This is a genomic window from Sulfitobacter mediterraneus (assembly GCF_016801775.1).
Classification (GTDB): Bacteria; Pseudomonadota; Alphaproteobacteria; order Rhodobacterales; family Rhodobacteraceae; genus Sulfitobacter; species Sulfitobacter mediterraneus_A.
Map to the genome: position 1 here is coordinate 1,620,224 of NZ_CP069004.1, position 16,683 is coordinate 1,636,906.

The following is a 16,683-nucleotide window of genomic DNA, read 5'->3' on the forward strand; positions in this document are numbered from 1 at the left end:
CGGCCTGCCACCTCAGGCGAGGCGATGCAAGCCAATGTCATCAATGCTTTCAGGCAACGTCACTGAGAACGCGGGCCAATTCGAACAAACGGCGGCGTTGATCTTCGGGGATCGCATAATACGACCGGATCAGATCCATTGCTTCTTTGTCGCCCATCACGTCGATCGGCACCTTGCCAGAGGTCGTCACCTCGGCACCTTCACCTTCCATACCTTCAAAGAAGAACGCAACGTTCACTTCGAGGGCGTCAGCGATATCCCAAAGCCGGGAGGCGCTGACCCGGTTTGCACCGGTTTCATATTTCTGGATCTGCTGGAACTTGATACCCACCAGTTCGGCAAGCTTTTGTTGGGTCATCCCGGTGAGCCATCTGCGTTGACGGATCCGCTTGCCTACGTGCAAGTCTACTTTATGAGCCATCGTGTACACTCCCCTTCGGCTAAAATGTGCAGTTCGACCATTTTCATGTTCCCCTTCCGCAACGAAGGAGCGCCGACTGTTGAATAAGTCTACAAAACTTAATGGTTGCGAGCAAAACCTTTCGACGCCGTTTTGGCAATAAGTCCGGTCCAGAGGCGCGATCGGATGATTAACGGATGACTCTCCCTATGCTTGCAGATCAGGAAACTCCAAACATCACGACCGCTCAACATGGGTGAAGAAATCTCTGCAAAACATTGAAAAACAATGAAGCTTATGGATGCGGGAAATATTCGATTCCACTAAAAGTTGAATAATTGTCTCGCAAAAAAATTCTGCCCTGCGCGATTTTATCGCAACGCACAAATTTTAGGCATTCAGCAAAGACCGGCGTCAAACCGCCCGTAAACGGCCCACTTGGCTGGTCGAAAACGCATTTCGCAGCAGGCCCACAAGGGTATCATGCACCTCGTTCTTGGCGGCCCGCCCACCATAAAGATTGATCAGCTGCAATGGCAATTCCGGCAGGGCGCCATCATGGTCGATCTGCTCCATATGCGGGGGTTCGGTGCCCTCGATCATTGCGTTGACCGCCAGATCCGCGCTGACAGCCGCCTCAATCGTGCGGTCGCTGTCGGTATCGAGGGACATCTCCCAAGGCATATTGACCCGGTCCAACGCTGCAGTGACATGGGGCCGGAACGTGCAATAGCGGCAAAAGGCAAGTTTCAGCGGCCGCTGTCGCCATGTTGCACCGCCCGGCGCCCCCAGCCAGACCAGCCGTTTGCGGGCAATCGTGTCACCGCCGCTGTCCACCTCGGGTTCGGTGGTCAGGATGATATCGCACTCCCCTTTGGCAAATTGTTCCTTCAACGTTCGGGTGTACGAGGCCTCAAGCTGGATCTTCACCCGTGGGAAGGCGGCGTGGAATTGTTTGAGCACCTGCGGGATGGCGGGATAAACGATATCATGCGGCACCCCCAGCGTGATCTCCCCCTCATAGGCGTGATCAGTCAGGCGGGTGATAACTTCGTCATTCAGCGCAATCATGCGCCGCGCATAGGCCAACAATTGTTCGCCCGATGCCGTCAGCGCAATGGTCCGGCCCGTCCGGTCAAGCAATTCGAGGCCGAGCATTTCTTCCAGCCGCTTGAGCTGCATTGAGACTGCCGATTGCGTGAGATGCAGAAAACCGGCGGCGCGGGTGACGCCCCCGGAATCGGCCACCGCCACAAATGAACGCAGTGTCGTGATATCCAGATTTCTCATTCATCAATATCCTTGATGGTCAACATAACAAACATTCAATTTCATTATGCCCATTCGTTGCCATATATCAACCATCGAAATGAATTAAGAAGTTATCATCACGAAAACAGAAAGGTCACTCCCATGACACAGATCACTCTCCGCTCCGCCGGCCTCGCCTCTTCTCGCAGCACGTCTCGGGCTGCTGCCGCCTTGAATGCCATTCAACTGTGGCGCAGCCGCCGTGCGCTGGCCCGTCTGGATGCACGTATGCTTGAGGATATCGGTGTCTCTGCCGAAGCCGCCGCGGCAGAAGCCTCCCGCGCGCCTTGGGATGTCCCTGCCTATTGGTTGAAATAATCGGATGCCAATCCCCCTCATGACACAGGTTCACCCTTGAAAAACGGGACCATAGGCCCAATATTCCTCTCAATACTTCGCGCGCGTTGCGTGAGGGTGAACCTATTAGTCAATTGGAGGTCTTGAATGGCTGACGTGAATACAATCCGGGCCGCAGCCGGAGCCCGCGCCGCCGAAATCGATGCGGGTCTGCGCGCCCATATGAATAAGGTCTACGGCACAATGTCGATCGGCATGCTGATCACATTTGCCGCAGCTTGGGCCCTGTCCGGCCTTGCCGTGACAGCAGATCCATCTGGCGCATCCGCGCAGATCGGTCCTGACAAATATCTGACTGGCCTCGGTTACGCGCTTTATGCCTCGCCGCTGAAGTGGGTTGTGATGTTTGCGCCGCTGGCCTTTGTCTTTGGCTTTGGTGCCGCGATCAACCGCATGTCGGCGGCCACCGCGCAGACCGTGTTCTATCTTTTCGCCGCAACGATGGGTGTTTCCATCAGCTCGATCTTTCTGGTCTTCACCGGCTATTCGATCGCGCAGGTGTTCTTGATCACCTCGATCGCCTTTGCCGGTCTGTCCCTCTGGGGCTATACCACAAAGAAAGACATCTCCGGCTGGGGTAGCTTCCTGATCATGGGCGTGATCGGCCTGATCGTCGCGTCTATCGTAAACATCTTCCTCGCCTCTTCGGCGCTGATGTTCGCGATCTCGGCCATCGGTGTTCTGATCTTTGCCGGTCTGACCGCCTATGACACCCAGAAGATCAAAACCGAATACCTGGCCCACGCCCACCACGGCGATACGGAATGGCTTGGCAAAGCGGCGATCATGGGTGCGCTGAACCTCTATCTGGACTTCATCAACATGTTCATGTTGCTGCTCCAGTTGTTCGGCAATCGCGAATAAAGACGGTAAAAATCCGCGATGAAGGCCGGTCTCGAAAGAGGCCGGCCTTTTTGTTTGTGCCCCTTTGACGCCGCAGCACGTGGCGCAGCGCTGCGCAGTGAATATTGAGGGTTCAGACCCTACGAAAGCGTGAAGGGAGAGGGGCGTCAGTGCGGCGGCAGGGTCTCTTTCAGCCACTCCCGCAGCGCGCGGGGGCTGGTCAGATGCACGATCCTTTTATCCGCCGGGGCCGTTTGGATCAGCGCGGTGATCTTGGCGCGGGCGCTGTGCCTTGTGGTCCAGATCAGGCGGTAAAAGGCCCAGGTTTGCGGGTGCAGCCTTTCGCGGCAGCTGGGCGGCAGATCGGGCCGGGCCTGACCGAGATAGCGAAACAGCCGTTTGGTCACCCGCCACAGGCGCAGACCCACCGGCAGATCCAACCAGATCAGCGTATCGGCGCGGGCCAGGCGGCTGGAGTTGGTGGCGGACATATTGCCCTCGAACACCCATTCTTCCTGCGCCTCTACCGCCCGCGCCAGAGGTATTTTCTCGGCCTTCGTGCGCTCAACCCAGTTATCCTGCCAATGGATCAGATCCATGTGGAAAACGGGCAGCCCCGTTCGTTCCCCCAGCAGGCGCGCCAGGGTGGATTTACCCGATCCCGGCCCACCGACAATCATCACGCGTTTCATTGATCGCCCTCCCCCAAACGCAAAAAGCCGCGCATGAGCGCGGCCTTAAAGCGATCCAAAGGAACAGATCTTACTTGATCTTGCCTTCTTTGTATTCCACGTGCTTGCGCGCAACGGGGTCATACTTACGGACAACCATCTTTTCCGTCATGGTGCGTGCGTTCTTCTTGGTCACGTAGAAATGGCCTGTGCCCGCGGACGAGTTCAGACGGATCTTGATCGTGGTTGGCTTTGCCATCTTGTCATCTCCTGCTGCACCTTAGACCATCGGGCGGGTGCGTGAATTCTGAAACCCGGCTTGTAACGGGATGCGGCTGCGTGTCAACAGCAAAAGCTATGGGAAATCATGCTTTCCTCACAACTCGATGCGCACATCGTGCATCCACAGTTTTGCAGGCCGTGACAACATGAAAACCACCACATCGGCCAGATCATCTGGTTCGGTGAAAATATGGTTTGGCACATCCTCGCCTGCCTTGTCGAACATGCCGGTGTTTGTGCCGCTTTGATAAAGCCCCGCCACCCGCACGCCACTTTCGGCCTCATCTTGCTTGAGCACATCGGTAAAGCCGCGCATGCCATATTTGCTGGCGGTATAGACCGATTGTCCGGCCTGCGCCAAAACACCGGATTTGGAAACGACATTGAGAATCGCGGCCTCCTCGCGGCTGCGCAACCCCGGCAAGAGGGCACGGGTCAGGTGGATCGCGCCATTGAGATTGGTGGCCAGTGTTGCCTCAATCATGGCCGGATCAATGCTGTCGAGCGGGCCGGCCTTGTGCCAGATGCCAGCGTTGTTGATCAGAATGTCGATGGGGCCGAAGCCATCGAGAATCGCCGTTACAACAGCGTCAATCTGTTCGGTTTGGGCCAGATCACAGACAAAACCCTGGGCCTCCGGTGCGCCCGCCCGAAGCGCCTCTGCGGCCACGGCATCCAGACGGCCTTTGTCGCGCCCCAGCGCCGCGATGCGCAGGCCCTGAGCGGCAAGTTTGAGACAGATGTGCCGCCCGATGCCATCGCTGCCACCCGTGACGAGGGCGGTTTTTCCGGTGAGTTTCATGGGATGGCTCCTGTCTGCGCTCTGCGTTGGGCGGGGCGCGGAAAATTTGAATTTTCCGGTCCGTTTTCTTGGAAGAAAACGGCACCGGGTCATAAATGCGCGGAAGGCCTGTAAGCCGGATTCTGTCCAGGGCTTGCGCCCCTGGATGACCATTCCTCTGACCACACCGTTGCCGGTGCAGCTATAGCTGCCAACCCGAACCTGCTGGGGCAAAAACAGCCCCGCCCCCTTGCGGCGGCACGCGGTCCCTATTTGGCGTTGCTCCCGGTGGGGCTTGCCGTGCCGCCCCTGTTGCCAGCGGCGCGGTGGGCTCTTACCCCACCGTTTCACCCTTACCCCTCCGGCGGTATCGGTTGCCCGACACAGACCCGCAGGGGCGGTTTCATTTCTGTGGCGCTCTCCGTCGGGTTGCCCCGCCCGGGCGTTACCCGGCACCGTTGTTTTTTGGAGTCCGGACTTTCCTCGACGATTTGCATCGCCGCGGTCATCCGGCCTTCCGCGCAAGGTGCGGCGTAGCGCGCCGACGCCGCTGTCGTCAATGGCTGCTCGGGCGGGATTGAGTATTTAAGGGCCAAAAAGGGGGAAGAGTGGCGTCAGCGCAGCGGCGGGAGGTTCAGGTCATCCGGGTGCAATGCGCCTTGCCGCCAAGGGGCAAAACGCAGCCGTGTGGCGGCGAGCAAATCGTTCAGCGGCGCGTCAGCGGTAAAGCCAGCGGCGCGAGCGGCCGTGCGGAAACTGTTTTCGGTCACGTCTTGCGCTGTGGCGGAAGGGCCAGCGGACCGCGCGAGCCCTTGGCGCGCGAGCCGTGTCCAGTCAAAGCGCGGGCCCGGGTCGCATTTGCGGCCCGGCGCCATATCGGAATGGCCGATCACACCTTCGGGCGCGATATTCCAGCGGGTCATGATCTGACGCAACAGGGTTTCCAGCGCCCGCATTTGCGGTTCTGAAAAAGGATGGGCACCGGTGTTGTCCAGTTCGATCCCGATGGAGCGGGAGTTGACATCGGATTGTCCGGCCCATTCCCCGGCACCGGCATGCCAGGCGCGGCGGTCCTCCGGCACCAGCCGCAGGATCTCACCATTGTTTGCAATCAGGTAATGGGCGGACACCTCCGCCTCCGGATCGCACAGGCGGTCACGGGCGGCGGCGGCGCTGTCCATGGCGGTGTAGTGGATCACGATCAGGCTGGGCGTCAGACCGTCCCGGCGCGGGCCGCAGTTGGGCGAAAGGTGATCCCTGATCTCAGGGCCTGTCACGTCAGCCTTGGGCCGCGCGGCGGAACGGGGTCGGATCCCAATCGCAGGCAAACCCATCGCCATCAGGGTCCATGCCTTTGCGGTCTTTTTGCGGGCCGCCGCGTGCGAGGAAATCAATCTGCGCCTGATCTGGCGTGCTGAACGAGCGGCAGGACCGGGCGTATTTTGCCGCCTTGTTCAAACCGATGCGGCGATAGATCTGTTCGCCAACGGCATTTTTGGTGCTCAAGGCATAGGCCACGATATTCGGGCCGCTATCAACGCGGGTCGGCAGGGCCTGGGGCGTGACCACCTCGTACTGAGCCTTGTTGGCGGCGATGCGGGCGGCGTCGTCATCAATGCTGCGCTGGCCCGACACGGCGTCAAAGTTGTTTTCGTTGGAGATCCCTGCCGTGTTTACCACTGCGGGCGGTGGGTTGGTCGGGCTGGCATTGATCGGCACACCGCCGCTGTTTGGCACCCCCGGACGGGTGGCGGCCAGCACGCGGGCGGTTTCCGCTGCGGTGGCGGCGGCGGATGGATCGCTCGGCAGGTTCGGCTGGATCGGCGTTTCCGCTATCACCGGCGTTGCAGGCACGATGCCGGTCAGAGCCGCGTCGCGCTTGCGCTGCTCGGCTGCGAAGTTGTCAAATCCGGCGCCGCGCCCCGAATCCGGGATAGCAGGCTGACAGGCGGCAAGTGTCACGCCTGCGGCGAGAACGAAGAAGGCATGTTTGATCATCTGGACTGCTCTGTCTTTTGACGGTTATTGGCGCTGGTTTACCACCATTTGTCTGCCTTGGCTACAAAGCCTGCCGCCTTCTCAAGCGCATAGGCAGAAGACAGCAGATCTGCCTCTTCCCATGGCCGCCCGATCAGTTGCAGGCCCAAAGGCAGGCCCTGACGGTTCTGCCCCGTTGGCACCGCAATGCCCGGCAAACCGGCCAGGTTGACCGTGACGGTGAACACATCGTTGAGATACATCGCCACCGGATCGGCGTCGGTCATCTCTCCCAGACCAAAGGCCGCAGACGGGGTGGCCGGGGTTAGGATGCTGTCGATGCCCTGAGCAAAGACGTCTTCGAAGTCTTTCTTGATCAGGCTGCGCACCCGGCGGGCGCGGTTGTAATAGGCATCGTAAAAACCAGCGGACAGCACATAGGTGCCAATCATCACCCGGCGTTGCACCTCGTGGCCAAAGCCTTCGGCGCGGGTCTTTTCGTACATTTCGGTGATACCGTCCCCTGCCTCAAGCGTGGCGCGGTGGCCGTAACGGACACCATCATAGCGCGCGAGGTTCGATGAGGCCTCAGCCGGCGCAATCACGTAATAGGCTGGCAAAGCATATTTGGTATGTGGCAGCGAGATATCGACGATCTCGGCGCCGGCATCCTTCATCATCGCAATGCCGTCTTGCCACAGGGTTTCGATCTCCTCGGGCATACCATCCATGCGGTATTCCTTGGGAATGCCGATTTTCTTGCCACGAATATCACCCGTCAGCGCCGCCTCGAAGTTCGGCACCGGCAGATCGGCCGAGGTGCTGTCCTTTGGATCATGGCCGCACATCGCCTCAAGCATGATCGCCGCATCGCGCACCGATTTGGTCATCGGACCGGCCTGATCAAGCGAGGAGGCAAAGGCAACAATGCCCCAACGCGAGCAGCGCCCGTAGGTCGGCTTGATCCCAACCGTGCCGGTAAAGGCTGCAGGCTGGCGGATTGACCCGCCGGTATCGGTGCCGGTGGCCGCAAGACACAGATCGGCTGCAACCGCCGCAGCAGAGCCACCGGAGGAGCCACCGGGCGTCAGCGCCGCATCATCATTGCCGCGCCGCCAGGGGTTTACCGCATTGCCGTAAACGGAGGTCTCGTTGGAGCTGCCCATGGCAAATTCGTCCATGTTGAGCTTGCCCAGCATCACCGCACCCTTGTCAAAAAGGTTCTGACTTACGGTGCTTTCATACTCGGGCAAGAACCCTTCGAGAATGCGCGAGCCTGCCTGAGAGGGCACACCCTTGGTGCAGAACAGATCCTTGATCCCGATGGGCAAGCCGCACATTGCAGGTGCTTCACCTGCCGCGAGGCGTTTGTCAGCTGCATCGGCCTGCGCCATCGCCAGATCCGGCGTGTTGTGTACAAAAGCGTTCAGCGCCCCTGCCCCGTCAATGGCTTTGAGGCAAGCTTCGGTCAGATCTTTGGATGTTACATCGCCGCTGCGCAGCGCATCGCGTGCGCCCGCCAGGCCCAGTTTGTTCAGTTCAGTCATTATTCCACCACCTTCGGCACGGCAAAAAAACCTTCGCGGGCATCGGGTGCATTGGCCAACACCTTTTCTTGCTGGTCACCGTCACTCACCACATCTTCACGCCGCTTCAGCTTTTGCGGGGTCACCGAGGTCATCGGCTCGACCCCGTCAATGTCCACTTCGTTGAGCTGTTCAATGAACCCGAGGATATTGTTGAACTCCTGCGCCAGCGCCGGCAGCGCCTCAGGCTCTACCTTGATGCGGGCCAGTTTCGCCACGCGGGCGGCGGTGTTTTCGTCGATCGACATGAAGGCTCTCCATCTGCTTGGGCGGCGGTGTATCCTTCCTTTTGCGCCCTCGCAAGGGTGCGCCCTGCCCACCTCTTCATTTGGCCCAAAAAACCTCCCCCCGGAGGGCCGGTTTGATGGAAAACCCGGCCTTGCCGCAGCGCCAGAACGGATTATGCTTTCGTCAGCAGATAGGGAGAACACATATGAACATCATCTGGCTTGGACATGGCTCATTTCGCATCGAGATCGAAGATCAGGTGGTGTTGATTGACCCTTGGCTGAACGGCAATCCGATGATGCCCGAGGACGGCCACGATGCGGCCATTCAAGGCGCGACGCATATTCTGGTCACCCATGGGCACTTTGACCACATCACCGATGTTGTGGAGATTTCCAAAGCCACCGGCGCGCCGGTTTCGGGCATGTATGAGCTTGCGCAATACCTTGCGGCGGGCGGTGCGGTTGAGGGCGCGGCCTATAACATCAGTGGCACGATACCGCTGGGCGACAATGTGACCGCCGCGATGGTTCCAGCGATGCATTCATCTTCAACCATGGACGCGGACAAACCTCTGGGTCTGGGCCGCGAGACAGGATTTATCCTGCGCGGCGAAGGGCATACGGTCTATATTTCAGGTGACACAGGCATCATGGCGGACATGGATTGGATCGGCGATTTCTATAAGCCGGATATCGGTATCTTGTCGGCAGGAGGGTTCTACACCATGGGCATGGCCGAAGCCGCCTATGCCGCCAAGCGCTATTTCAACTTCAAGACCGTGATCCCCTGCCATTACCGCACCTTTGACGCGCTGGAACAATCGGCCAAGGTATTGGCAGAAGGCCTGCCGGGGGTGAATGTGATTGAGCCTAAGGTGCTCCAGGCGATCAGCCTGTAACTTCTAATTTGTCACCCAATCCATACCTGCAGCATTGCGGGTATAGGTCAAACACCCGTTCTTCCCCTCAAAAGTGATCATCTGATAGGGGTATTGCTGGGTGTTCTGGCTGTCCGTCTCAAAGGTTGCACAAACTTCAAAGCTGTCCGGGCCGGATCGGGTGAACCTGTACTCTGCATCGGTGGCCGGATCGCGGGCATCCGGCTTGCGCCGGTGCCCATGGCAGCGTTCGGGGTTGATCTGCGGATCGCTGTCTCCAAATGCCAAATCAACGGGAAGGTTGCAGCGGTAATATTCCCCCAGTCTGCGCAGATCCTGTGCCCGCTTGGAATCATTCTTCTCCATCCTGGCGAATCCCGGACCGCCAACCACCATCAGCGCGGCAATCACTGCGCCGCAGACAAGCGCCGCAGAGGCGACAAACAAAAGCCTGTTCACGCCGCGTCCCCTTTGCGGATATCCCCGAGATAATAAACAAAAATTAATCCGGAGACTGCGCCGACAACCAGCGCTTTGGCCAAGAACTGCAAAGTGAAATCGCCGCTGAGGAAGGCGTAGATCACCGACACCAGATCACCCAGCAACACGCCGGACGCGCCCAGCAAGGTCAGATAGGTCATCCAGCGCCGGATCACAGATCGATACAGCGCCGGATCCGCCGCCAGTTTGCTGCGTTCCCGCGCGGTCAGCCAAAGGTAGGTGGGCGCTGTCACCACGAGAACTGCAATTGCCCAGCGGATTCCATGGCTGCTGCGGTAGCCCGCATCGTCAAAGGCCAGATCGATCAGGTGGTTCAGCAAAAGCACCAGATGGATGGCACCAAACAGCAAGACCCCGAACATCAGGGCGTAGATAAAGAAATCCCGTGCCGACACGGTGGATTGCGGCCTTGGCACCGGCGGCGCGAAGGGGGTGTCAGCCCATGCGCTCAAGGCATCTGACACCTCTGATGCGCTCCAGCCTGAGGCCGTCAGGGCCGCTGCAATCTCATCGCGGCTTTTGCCCGCGCTCAGTGCATCGCGGGTAAAGCGGGAAAGCTCCTTACTGACAGCCATACCAATTAACCTTTTCTTTTTGCTTCAAAAAACTCTTTCAACATGGTCTCCGCCGCCGCACCATCAATGCCGTCAAACACCTCCGGAACATGATGACATTGCGGATGGGAAAACACCCGTGCCCCCTGCGCGACCCCACCCGATTTGGGATCGGAGGCACCGTAATACAACCGGGCCACCCGTGCCGCCGATATCGCGGCGGCGCACATCGGGCATGGCTCAAGCGTCACGTAAAGCGCATGGCCCGGCAGCCGTTCCGACCCTGCCGCCGCACAGGCCGCACGGATCGCCAGCACCTCCGCATGGGCGGTCGGATCGTTCAATTCGCGGGTGCGGTTGCCTGCCTGCGCCACAACCTGCCCTCCTGGATCGACGACAACTGCGCCCACCGGCACCTCGCCGCGTGCACCAGCGGCGGCCGCTTCGGCCAGGGCGGCCTGCATGTGGGATCGAAACACCATCCCTTTTCATGCCCGCAATTGCCGCCCTTTCGCAACCCGCACAAACAGGGTAAGCGGGCGGCATGACAGACAATGCCCCTAAAGAGACCCCGAAAGGCGACCGGATCGCCAAAGTTCTGGCCCGTGCCGGTGTCGCCTCCCGCCGCGAGGCGGAGCGCATGATCGAGGCTGGCCGTGTACGCGTGAACGGGGAACAGATCCTGTCCCCCGCACTGAACGTGACCGAAAGCGACACCATCATGGTCGATGGCAACCCCGTGTCAGAACCCGAGCCGCCGCGCATGTGGATGTATCACAAGCCCACCGGGCTGGTGACCAGTGATCGCGACGAAAAGGGCCGCGAAACGATTTACGACAAGATGCCCGAAGACATGCCGCGTGTGATGTCGGTGGGGCGGCTTGATATCAATTCCGAAGGGCTTTTGCTGTTGACCAATGATGGGGGCATCAAACGCAAGCTGGAATTGCCCAGCACCGGCTGGTTGCGCCGCTACCGCGTGCGGGTCAACGGGCGGCCCAGCGACGAAGCGTTGGAGCCCTTGCGCAAGGGCATCACCATCGAGGGCGAACGGTTTCAGCCGATGACTGTGACGCTGGACCGGCAGCAGGGCGCAAATGCCTGGCTGACCGTGGGTCTGCGCGAGGGCAAAAACCGCGAGATCCGCCGTGCGATGGAAGCCGTGAACCTCAGCGTGAACCGCCTGATCCGCATCAGCTATGGGCCTTTTCAGCTGGGCGAGCTGAAATCCGGCGAGGTCGAAGAGGTCCGCCGCAAGATCGTGCGCGATCAATTGGGACTTGAGATCGAAGATCCCAGCGGCACCGCGCAGAAAAAACCGAAGGCGGTCCAGAGGTTCTCAAAACGCCGCAGCAGCATGGCCGGAAAACCGGGCAAACCGCGCCGTTGAATTAGGGCGACGGCGCCGCCGGGCATTACCACGCCGCCTCAGGCTCTCCCGTTTCGGCGGGCAACAACGGCCCGGCAGGTTTCAAACGCGCTTCGCCCAGTCGCGGATGCAGGCGCCCCGCGATGCCCCAAGCGACAAAGCTGGCCGCCCCTGCAGCCACAAAGATACCAGAAATCGGCGCGGCCAGCAGGATCAGCCATGCAATTCCCGGTGTCGCAATGCCCGACACATCACGGAACGAGGAATAGATCGCCGACATCTCGGTCCGCTCGGACGGCTTGACCGCCATCAGGAACGGCAGGCCCGCGCAAATATCCAGCAAGATCAAAAAGAAACTCCCACAAAACAGCAGCGCAATCGTGGCCAGCGGCAGACCAGCGACAAAGCCGCCCAGCGCGAAAAGCAACCCACAGGCCATGAAACCGGTGCGAACAGAACGGCGGATCGACCCCGCCTGCATCCAGCGCAACATGACCGGCGAGAGGAACAGCGCCGCATTGGTCAGCGACAACAATATCCCGCCCAGCTGATCCCCCAGGCCATTTTCCACAGCGAAAATAGGCAAGTACACCACATAGGCCCACCAACCACAGGACCGGATTACCGCAAATAGCCAACCCGCGATCAGCCTTGGCTGCTCAAAAAAGCGCCCCAGAAACGACAGCGGATTGGGCGGCGCCTTGCGCGCCCGCGTGATCAGCTTGCCATTGCCAAGCCGCATATAGAGGAACACCGCGAGCATCAAAGCCGCGGCAATGGCGGAAACGATGAAAGGCGCAGGCTGCCAAAAGCTCCAAAGCACAACGCCCAGCACCGGGCCAAGGGTCCAGCCCAAAGCCGAATAGAACATGCGCAATGTCTCGCATTTGCCAAGTTCCACCCGTGCAATGTAGTCCAGCACATAGGCGTTGAAGCAGACAAATGTTGTCACGGTCGCCAGCGAGTTCAGCACCAAGGACGCCACGATCATCTCGGGCTGGCCTGTCATCGCCAGCCCGGCCGAAACAACAAAGCCAAACGCCCCCACCCCATACATCCAGCGCCGCGGCACAAATCTGTTCAGGAAGGGCACCAGCAGCCCAACAAGCAGCGACACCACGCCGATGCAAAAGTAGATCGAGCTGATCAGCGCGGCATCTTTCAGCGCATTGTAAATCGCCACGGGATAGACAGAGATCAAAATCCCTCTCGCAACGGCTTCACACCCCGCCAGCATCGCAAACCCTCTTACAGAGGGGGCTGGCGCGTGGCGGATCCATTCGGGAATACGGCGTTCGAACATAAGAAAAACTCACCCCATGTTTTTTTGCCAACTTGACTGAGAATCCCTGTTTTTCTGTTCGACCTGCGACACCAAAGCGCGATCACGATGTCGCAAAACCTGTTTGGCGTGCAGCGCAGGGTTGATCCCATGGGTGAGTTTTGGATGGTTTTTCCCCGTCACAGATCATTCACAATCGGAGGGTAAACCCCTATATAATCGATATAAATCAGGCAGACGCCCGGCTAGCCTTGGCATGCCTGTCGGCCGCTGGTCTTTGCGCAAGGGCGCATCGTCTGGCACGGTGTTCATGTTGCGCCTATGTTGGCAGTACGGGGGAAAATTGTGGCACGGCTCTTGCTGATCGTATTGTTTGTTGTGGTGATCGTTGCCATTGGCGCGATAATGCTATCAATCTGGAATGCGGCCACGGCCCCTCGGTCTTCTGGGCCGTCAAGGGGCAACGCGGGAATAAAGGATATGCACATGGGGTCAGGGTCCGTTCGAAGAATGGCATATGTTGCGTTGATCGTGGTGCTGTTTGGCGTCACCAGCGGCTGGCTTGGGGGGCTTTGATCCATGGCCAAACGCTTTGGCGGAAAATACAGCCCCGATGGGCAGGTCGCGCCGGACAGCACGCCGCGCAAACGTATTGAAGTGGACCCCGCAGGTGGGCGCTCGAACGTACTGTTTGCCCCGGCGATTGTGCTGGTTTTTACTTCATTGAATGACGGCGCCACCAGTCTGGCGCTGGGTCTGGCGGGGGCGGCCAGCCTGATCCTTGGCGCATGGCTGCTGCGTGAGGGGTTGCGCGCCGAGGCGGAGTTCAACAGCCGCAAGGTGGCCCGCAAACCAGCCATTCCCCGGAAATTACTGGCCGCTGCCGCCGCTGGCCTTGGCGCGGCATTGGCGGTTCTGGCCCATCAGGACGGCAGCTTGGCCATCCTAGCGCCGCTGCTGTTTGGCGGCTGCACCGCCGCGCTGCACCTGACGGCCTTTGGCCTTGATCCGATGAAAAGCAAAGGCATGGAAGGCATCGACACCTTTCAGCAAGACCGCGTGGCCCGCGTGGTGGATGAGGCCGAGAAGCTGCTCGCCGGGATGAGCGATGCCATGGCCCGCGCCGGAGACCGCGCCGCAGCCAAGCGTCTGGAGGTTTTTCAGGACACGGCACGCGAACTGATCCGCACAGTCGAAGAAGATCCGCGCGACCTGACAGCCGCGCGCAAATATCTGTCGGTTTATCTGCGCGGTGCCCGCGATGCGACGGCGAAATTCGCCGATATCTATAGCCGATCACAGGACGATCAGGCCCGCGCCGATTACCTTGCGCTGCTTGATGATCTTGACCGAAACTTTGCCGCCCGCACACGCAAATCCCTGCTCGAAGATCGCAGCGATCTGACCGTAGAGATCGACGTGCTGCGCGAACGGTTGTCCCGCGAAGGGGTCCGGCTGGACTGACTTTGCCCTGCAAAACGCATGAAGGAAACTTGATATATGTCTGAAACTGTTCGTGAAAAAGCCAATCAATCTCTCGCCATGGTGGAAGAAGTGACCGCTGTTGTCTTGCCCGAACCAGCGGCAGCCAATGCAGTTGTGCCACTGGAAAAGGCCAACAAGACCCAAAGTGCCGAGATCAAGCGTCGCATGGCCGAGATCGATATGGAAGACACGCAATCCATCGTTTCTTTCGGGTCTGCCGCGCAGGCCGAGTTGCAGGAAATCAGCCAGGCGATGCTGGCCGATGTGCGCAACAAGGACGTCGGCCCCGCAGGTGACAGCCTGCGCAATATTGTCAGCACAATTCGTGGCTTCTCAGTCTCGGAACTCGACGTGCGCCGCAAGCGCAGCTGGTGGGAAAAACTGTTGGGCAAGGCCGCGCCCTTTGCCAAGTTCACCGCGCAATTCGAAAAGGTCCAAGGCCAGATTGACCGGATCACCGATAATCTGCTGAGCCATGAGCATACCCTGCTCAAAGACATCAAATCGCTTGATATGCTTTATGAAAAAACGCTGCAGTTCTACGATGAGCTGGCGCTCTATATCGCGGCAGGCGAGGCAAAGCTGGCCGATCTCGACGCCACCGTAATCCCTGCCAAAGAGGCCGAAGTCAGCAAAGCCGCCGAAGCCGATCAGGTGATGGTCGCACAGGAATTGCGCGACATGCGGGCCGCACGGGATGATCTGGAACGCCGGGTGCATGATCTGAAGCTGACCCGTCAGGTCACCATGCAATCCCTGCCCTCCATCCGGCTGGTGCAGGAAAACGACAAGTCGCTGGTGACCAAGATCAACTCTACGCTGGTCAACACCGTGCCGCTGTGGGAAACGCAGCTGGCACAGGCCGTCACCATCCAACGCTCTGCCGAAGCGGCCAGCGCGGTACGCGAGGCCAATGACCTGACCAATGAACTACTGACCTCAAACGCGAAAAACCTGCGCGAAAGCAACAAGATGATCCGCCAGGAGATGGAACGCGGTGTGTTTGACATCGAAGCGGTGAAACAGGCCAACGCCGATCTGATTGGCACCATCGAAGAAAGCCTGCAAATTGCCGACGAAGGCAAAGCCAAACGCGCCGCCGCTGAAAAGGAATTGCAGGAGATGGAAGCGAAACTGCGCGATACGCTGGCCGCAGCCAAGGCCAAGAAGACCGGCCTGGGCGATACCGCTGGCGGCGCGGTTCCGGGGTAGGTACTTGATGACGGCAGGCATTCTTCAGCGCATGACGCGCATTGGGGGGGCGGGCATGTTGTCCGCCGCCCTTGCCGCGTGCAATCTGATTGCGCCCGTCGAGCCTTCGCTGAAACCGCAGGCGCGGCCTGCCGCCCTGCCCGCGCCGGTGGTGGCCAAACCCACCTCTCAAAGAAGCGCGATGCTGCGCAGCTATCTCAATCAGGTGCAGACCGCACAATTGACCCAAGGGTTGCTGCGCCGCGACGGCGGCGGCGCTGACACCCCCTTTACCGCCGATATGCTGGCCCGCAACTTTGAAAAAATCGCCTTTTTCAACGAATACGACGGCAACTTCTCCGGCCGGGGCGGCCAAAGCCCCCTGCGCCGCTGGGATATGCCGGTCCGGATGGACGTCATCTTTGGCGCCGGGGTGCCGCCATCGCAGCGCGCTGGCGACGCCTATGACGTGCGCCGCTATGCAAACAGGCTGGCGCGGATCACCGGCCATCCGATTTCCACCTCCGGAACGCCGAATTTCCTGGTGATCATCGCCTCTGAGGACGACCGCGCCGAGGCGTTGGTGGAGGCCGCAACGCGGGTGCGCGGAATCACCGCAAACAGTCTGCGGGCGTTGCGCAACATGCGCCGTGACACCTATTGCGCCGTGGCCGCCTATGCCGCCGGGCCGGATGCCAACACCTATACCGCCGCTGTCGCGATCATTCGGGCCGAAAACCCCGATCTGCTGCGCCTCAGCTGCATCCACGAAGAGCTGGCCCAAGGTCTTGGCCTTGCCAATGACAGCCCGGCCGCGCGGCCTTCGATCTTTAACGACGACGACGAATTTGCGCTGCTCACGGGCCATGACGAACTGCTGCTCAAGATGCTATACGATCCGCGCCTGCGCCCCGGCATGAGCGCCGCCGAAGCGGCGCCGATCACCCGTATCATCGCACGCGAACTGACCGGCGGGCCGTTGTGA

At 59.8% G+C, this 16,683-nt stretch carries 20 protein-coding genes and 1 other RNA gene; 7 read left to right on the forward strand and 14 right to left on the reverse strand.

The window, feature by feature from the left end; translation table 11 throughout:
• Positions 1–49: 49 nt before the first annotated feature.
• Entirely contained in the window at positions 50–421 is a 372-nt protein-coding gene (locus JNX03_RS07925; RefSeq protein WP_203211841.1) for a helix-turn-helix domain-containing protein, read from the reverse strand.
• Between the two features lie 393 nt (positions 422–814).
• Complete coding sequence (locus tag JNX03_RS07930) at positions 815–1,690, reverse strand: LysR family transcriptional regulator (protein ID WP_203211842.1); 876 nt, start codon at positions 1,688–1,690, stop codon at positions 815–817.
• Positions 1,691–1,813: 123 nt separating this feature from the next.
• Here JNX03_RS07930 and JNX03_RS07935 point away from each other — a divergent pair, with 123 nt between their 5' ends.
• Complete coding sequence (locus JNX03_RS07935; protein ID WP_203211843.1) at positions 1,814–2,029, forward strand: DUF1127 domain-containing protein; 216 nt, start codon at positions 1,814–1,816, stop codon at positions 2,027–2,029.
• A 126-nt stretch (positions 2,030–2,155) separates the two neighbouring features.
• The gene (locus JNX03_RS07940) at positions 2,156–2,932 is read left to right on the forward strand and encodes a Bax inhibitor-1/YccA family protein (protein WP_203211844.1); all 777 of its coding nucleotides are present in this window, start codon (positions 2,156–2,158) and stop codon (positions 2,930–2,932) included.
• Between the two features lie 146 nt (positions 2,933–3,078).
• Here the strand turns inward: JNX03_RS07940 and JNX03_RS07945 are convergent, their stop codons facing one another.
• The 8 genes from JNX03_RS07945 to gatC form a co-directional block, all read right to left on the reverse strand.
• Positions 3,079–3,603, reverse strand: a complete 525-nt coding sequence (locus JNX03_RS07945; protein ID WP_203211845.1) for a hypothetical protein — start codon at positions 3,601–3,603, stop codon at positions 3,079–3,081.
• A gap of 70 nt (positions 3,604–3,673) precedes the next feature.
• Positions 3,674–3,841, reverse strand: coding sequence for a 50S ribosomal protein L33 (gene rpmG / locus JNX03_RS07950; RefSeq protein WP_011454349.1), 168 nt, complete (start codon positions 3,839–3,841; stop codon positions 3,674–3,676).
• 117 nt (positions 3,842–3,958) lie between these two features.
• Positions 3,959–4,666, reverse strand: coding sequence for an SDR family NAD(P)-dependent oxidoreductase (locus tag JNX03_RS07955; RefSeq protein ID WP_203211846.1), 708 nt, complete (start codon positions 4,664–4,666; stop codon positions 3,959–3,961).
• 95 nt (positions 4,667–4,761) lie between these two features.
• Positions 4,762–5,166, reverse strand: an RNA gene (gene rnpB / locus JNX03_RS07960) — RNase P RNA component class A.
• Positions 5,167–5,259: 93 nt separating this feature from the next.
• Complete coding sequence (locus tag JNX03_RS07965; protein WP_231024286.1) at positions 5,260–5,985, reverse strand: N-acetylmuramoyl-L-alanine amidase; 726 nt, start codon at positions 5,983–5,985, stop codon at positions 5,260–5,262.
• Positions 5,924–6,643, reverse strand: a complete 720-nt coding sequence (locus JNX03_RS07970) for a hypothetical protein (protein ID WP_203211847.1) — start codon at positions 6,641–6,643, stop codon at positions 5,924–5,926. The genes JNX03_RS07965 and JNX03_RS07970 overlap by 62 nt, the downstream gene beginning before the upstream one ends.
• Before the next feature lie 38 nt (positions 6,644–6,681).
• On the reverse strand, positions 6,682–8,169 hold the full coding sequence (gatA, locus tag JNX03_RS07975; protein ID WP_203211848.1) for an Asp-tRNA(Asn)/Glu-tRNA(Gln) amidotransferase subunit GatA: 1,488 nt from the start codon (positions 8,167–8,169) through the stop codon (positions 6,682–6,684).
• Positions 8,169–8,456 carry an Asp-tRNA(Asn)/Glu-tRNA(Gln) amidotransferase subunit GatC gene (gene gatC, locus JNX03_RS07980; RefSeq protein ID WP_203211849.1) on the reverse strand — a complete coding sequence of 96 codons (288 nt, stop codon included), beginning with the start codon at positions 8,454–8,456 and terminating at the stop codon, positions 8,169–8,171. Before gatC ends, gatA begins: the two co-directional genes overlap by 1 nt.
• Before the next feature lie 185 nt (positions 8,457–8,641).
• Here gatC and JNX03_RS07985 point away from each other — a divergent pair, with 185 nt between their 5' ends.
• Positions 8,642–9,337, forward strand: coding sequence for a metal-dependent hydrolase (locus JNX03_RS07985; RefSeq protein ID WP_203211850.1), 696 nt, complete (start codon positions 8,642–8,644; stop codon positions 9,335–9,337).
• Positions 9,338–9,340: 3 nt separating this feature from the next.
• Here JNX03_RS07985 and JNX03_RS07990 read toward each other — a convergent pair whose 3' ends face one another.
• From JNX03_RS07990 to JNX03_RS08000, 3 genes are read right to left on the reverse strand one after another with little or no spacing between them, the layout of a single operon-like run.
• Positions 9,341–9,775: a hypothetical protein gene (locus JNX03_RS07990; protein ID WP_203211851.1), complete on the reverse strand. Its 435-nt coding sequence runs from the start codon at positions 9,773–9,775 to the stop codon at positions 9,341–9,343.
• Positions 9,772–10,392, reverse strand: a complete 621-nt coding sequence (locus JNX03_RS07995) for a DUF5671 domain-containing protein (protein WP_203211852.1) — start codon at positions 10,390–10,392, stop codon at positions 9,772–9,774. The genes JNX03_RS07990 and JNX03_RS07995 overlap by 4 nt, the downstream gene beginning before the upstream one ends.
• Positions 10,393–10,397: 5 nt before the next feature.
• On the reverse strand, positions 10,398–10,853 hold the full coding sequence (locus JNX03_RS08000) for a nucleoside deaminase (RefSeq protein WP_203211853.1): 456 nt from the start codon (positions 10,851–10,853) through the stop codon (positions 10,398–10,400).
• Positions 10,854–10,915: 62 nt separating this feature from the next.
• On the opposite strand from JNX03_RS08000, the gene JNX03_RS08005 reads away from it, so the two are divergent.
• On the forward strand, positions 10,916–11,761 hold the full coding sequence (locus JNX03_RS08005) for a pseudouridine synthase (RefSeq protein WP_203211854.1): 846 nt from the start codon (positions 10,916–10,918) through the stop codon (positions 11,759–11,761).
• 25 nt (positions 11,762–11,786) lie between these two features.
• Here JNX03_RS08005 and JNX03_RS08010 read toward each other — a convergent pair whose 3' ends face one another.
• Positions 11,787–13,043, reverse strand: a complete 1,257-nt coding sequence (locus tag JNX03_RS08010) for an MFS transporter (protein WP_203211855.1) — start codon at positions 13,041–13,043, stop codon at positions 11,787–11,789.
• 558 nt (positions 13,044–13,601) lie between these two features.
• Here JNX03_RS08010 and JNX03_RS08020 point away from each other — a divergent pair.
• The 3 genes from JNX03_RS08020 to JNX03_RS08030 are packed head-to-tail and all read left to right on the forward strand — an operon-like array spanning position 13,602 to position 16,683.
• Positions 13,602–14,486 (forward strand): 5-bromo-4-chloroindolyl phosphate hydrolysis family protein, encoded by an 885-nt coding sequence (locus tag JNX03_RS08020; RefSeq protein WP_203211857.1) that lies wholly within the window; start codon positions 13,602–13,604, stop codon positions 14,484–14,486.
• A 36-nt stretch (positions 14,487–14,522) separates the two neighbouring features.
• Entirely contained in the window at positions 14,523–15,719 is a 1,197-nt protein-coding gene (locus JNX03_RS08025) for a toxic anion resistance protein (RefSeq protein WP_203211858.1), read from the forward strand.
• A 31-nt stretch (positions 15,720–15,750) separates the two neighbouring features.
• The gene (locus JNX03_RS08030) at positions 15,751–16,683 is read left to right on the forward strand and encodes a DUF2927 domain-containing protein (RefSeq protein WP_203211859.1); all 933 of its coding nucleotides are present in this window, start codon (positions 15,751–15,753) and stop codon (positions 16,681–16,683) included.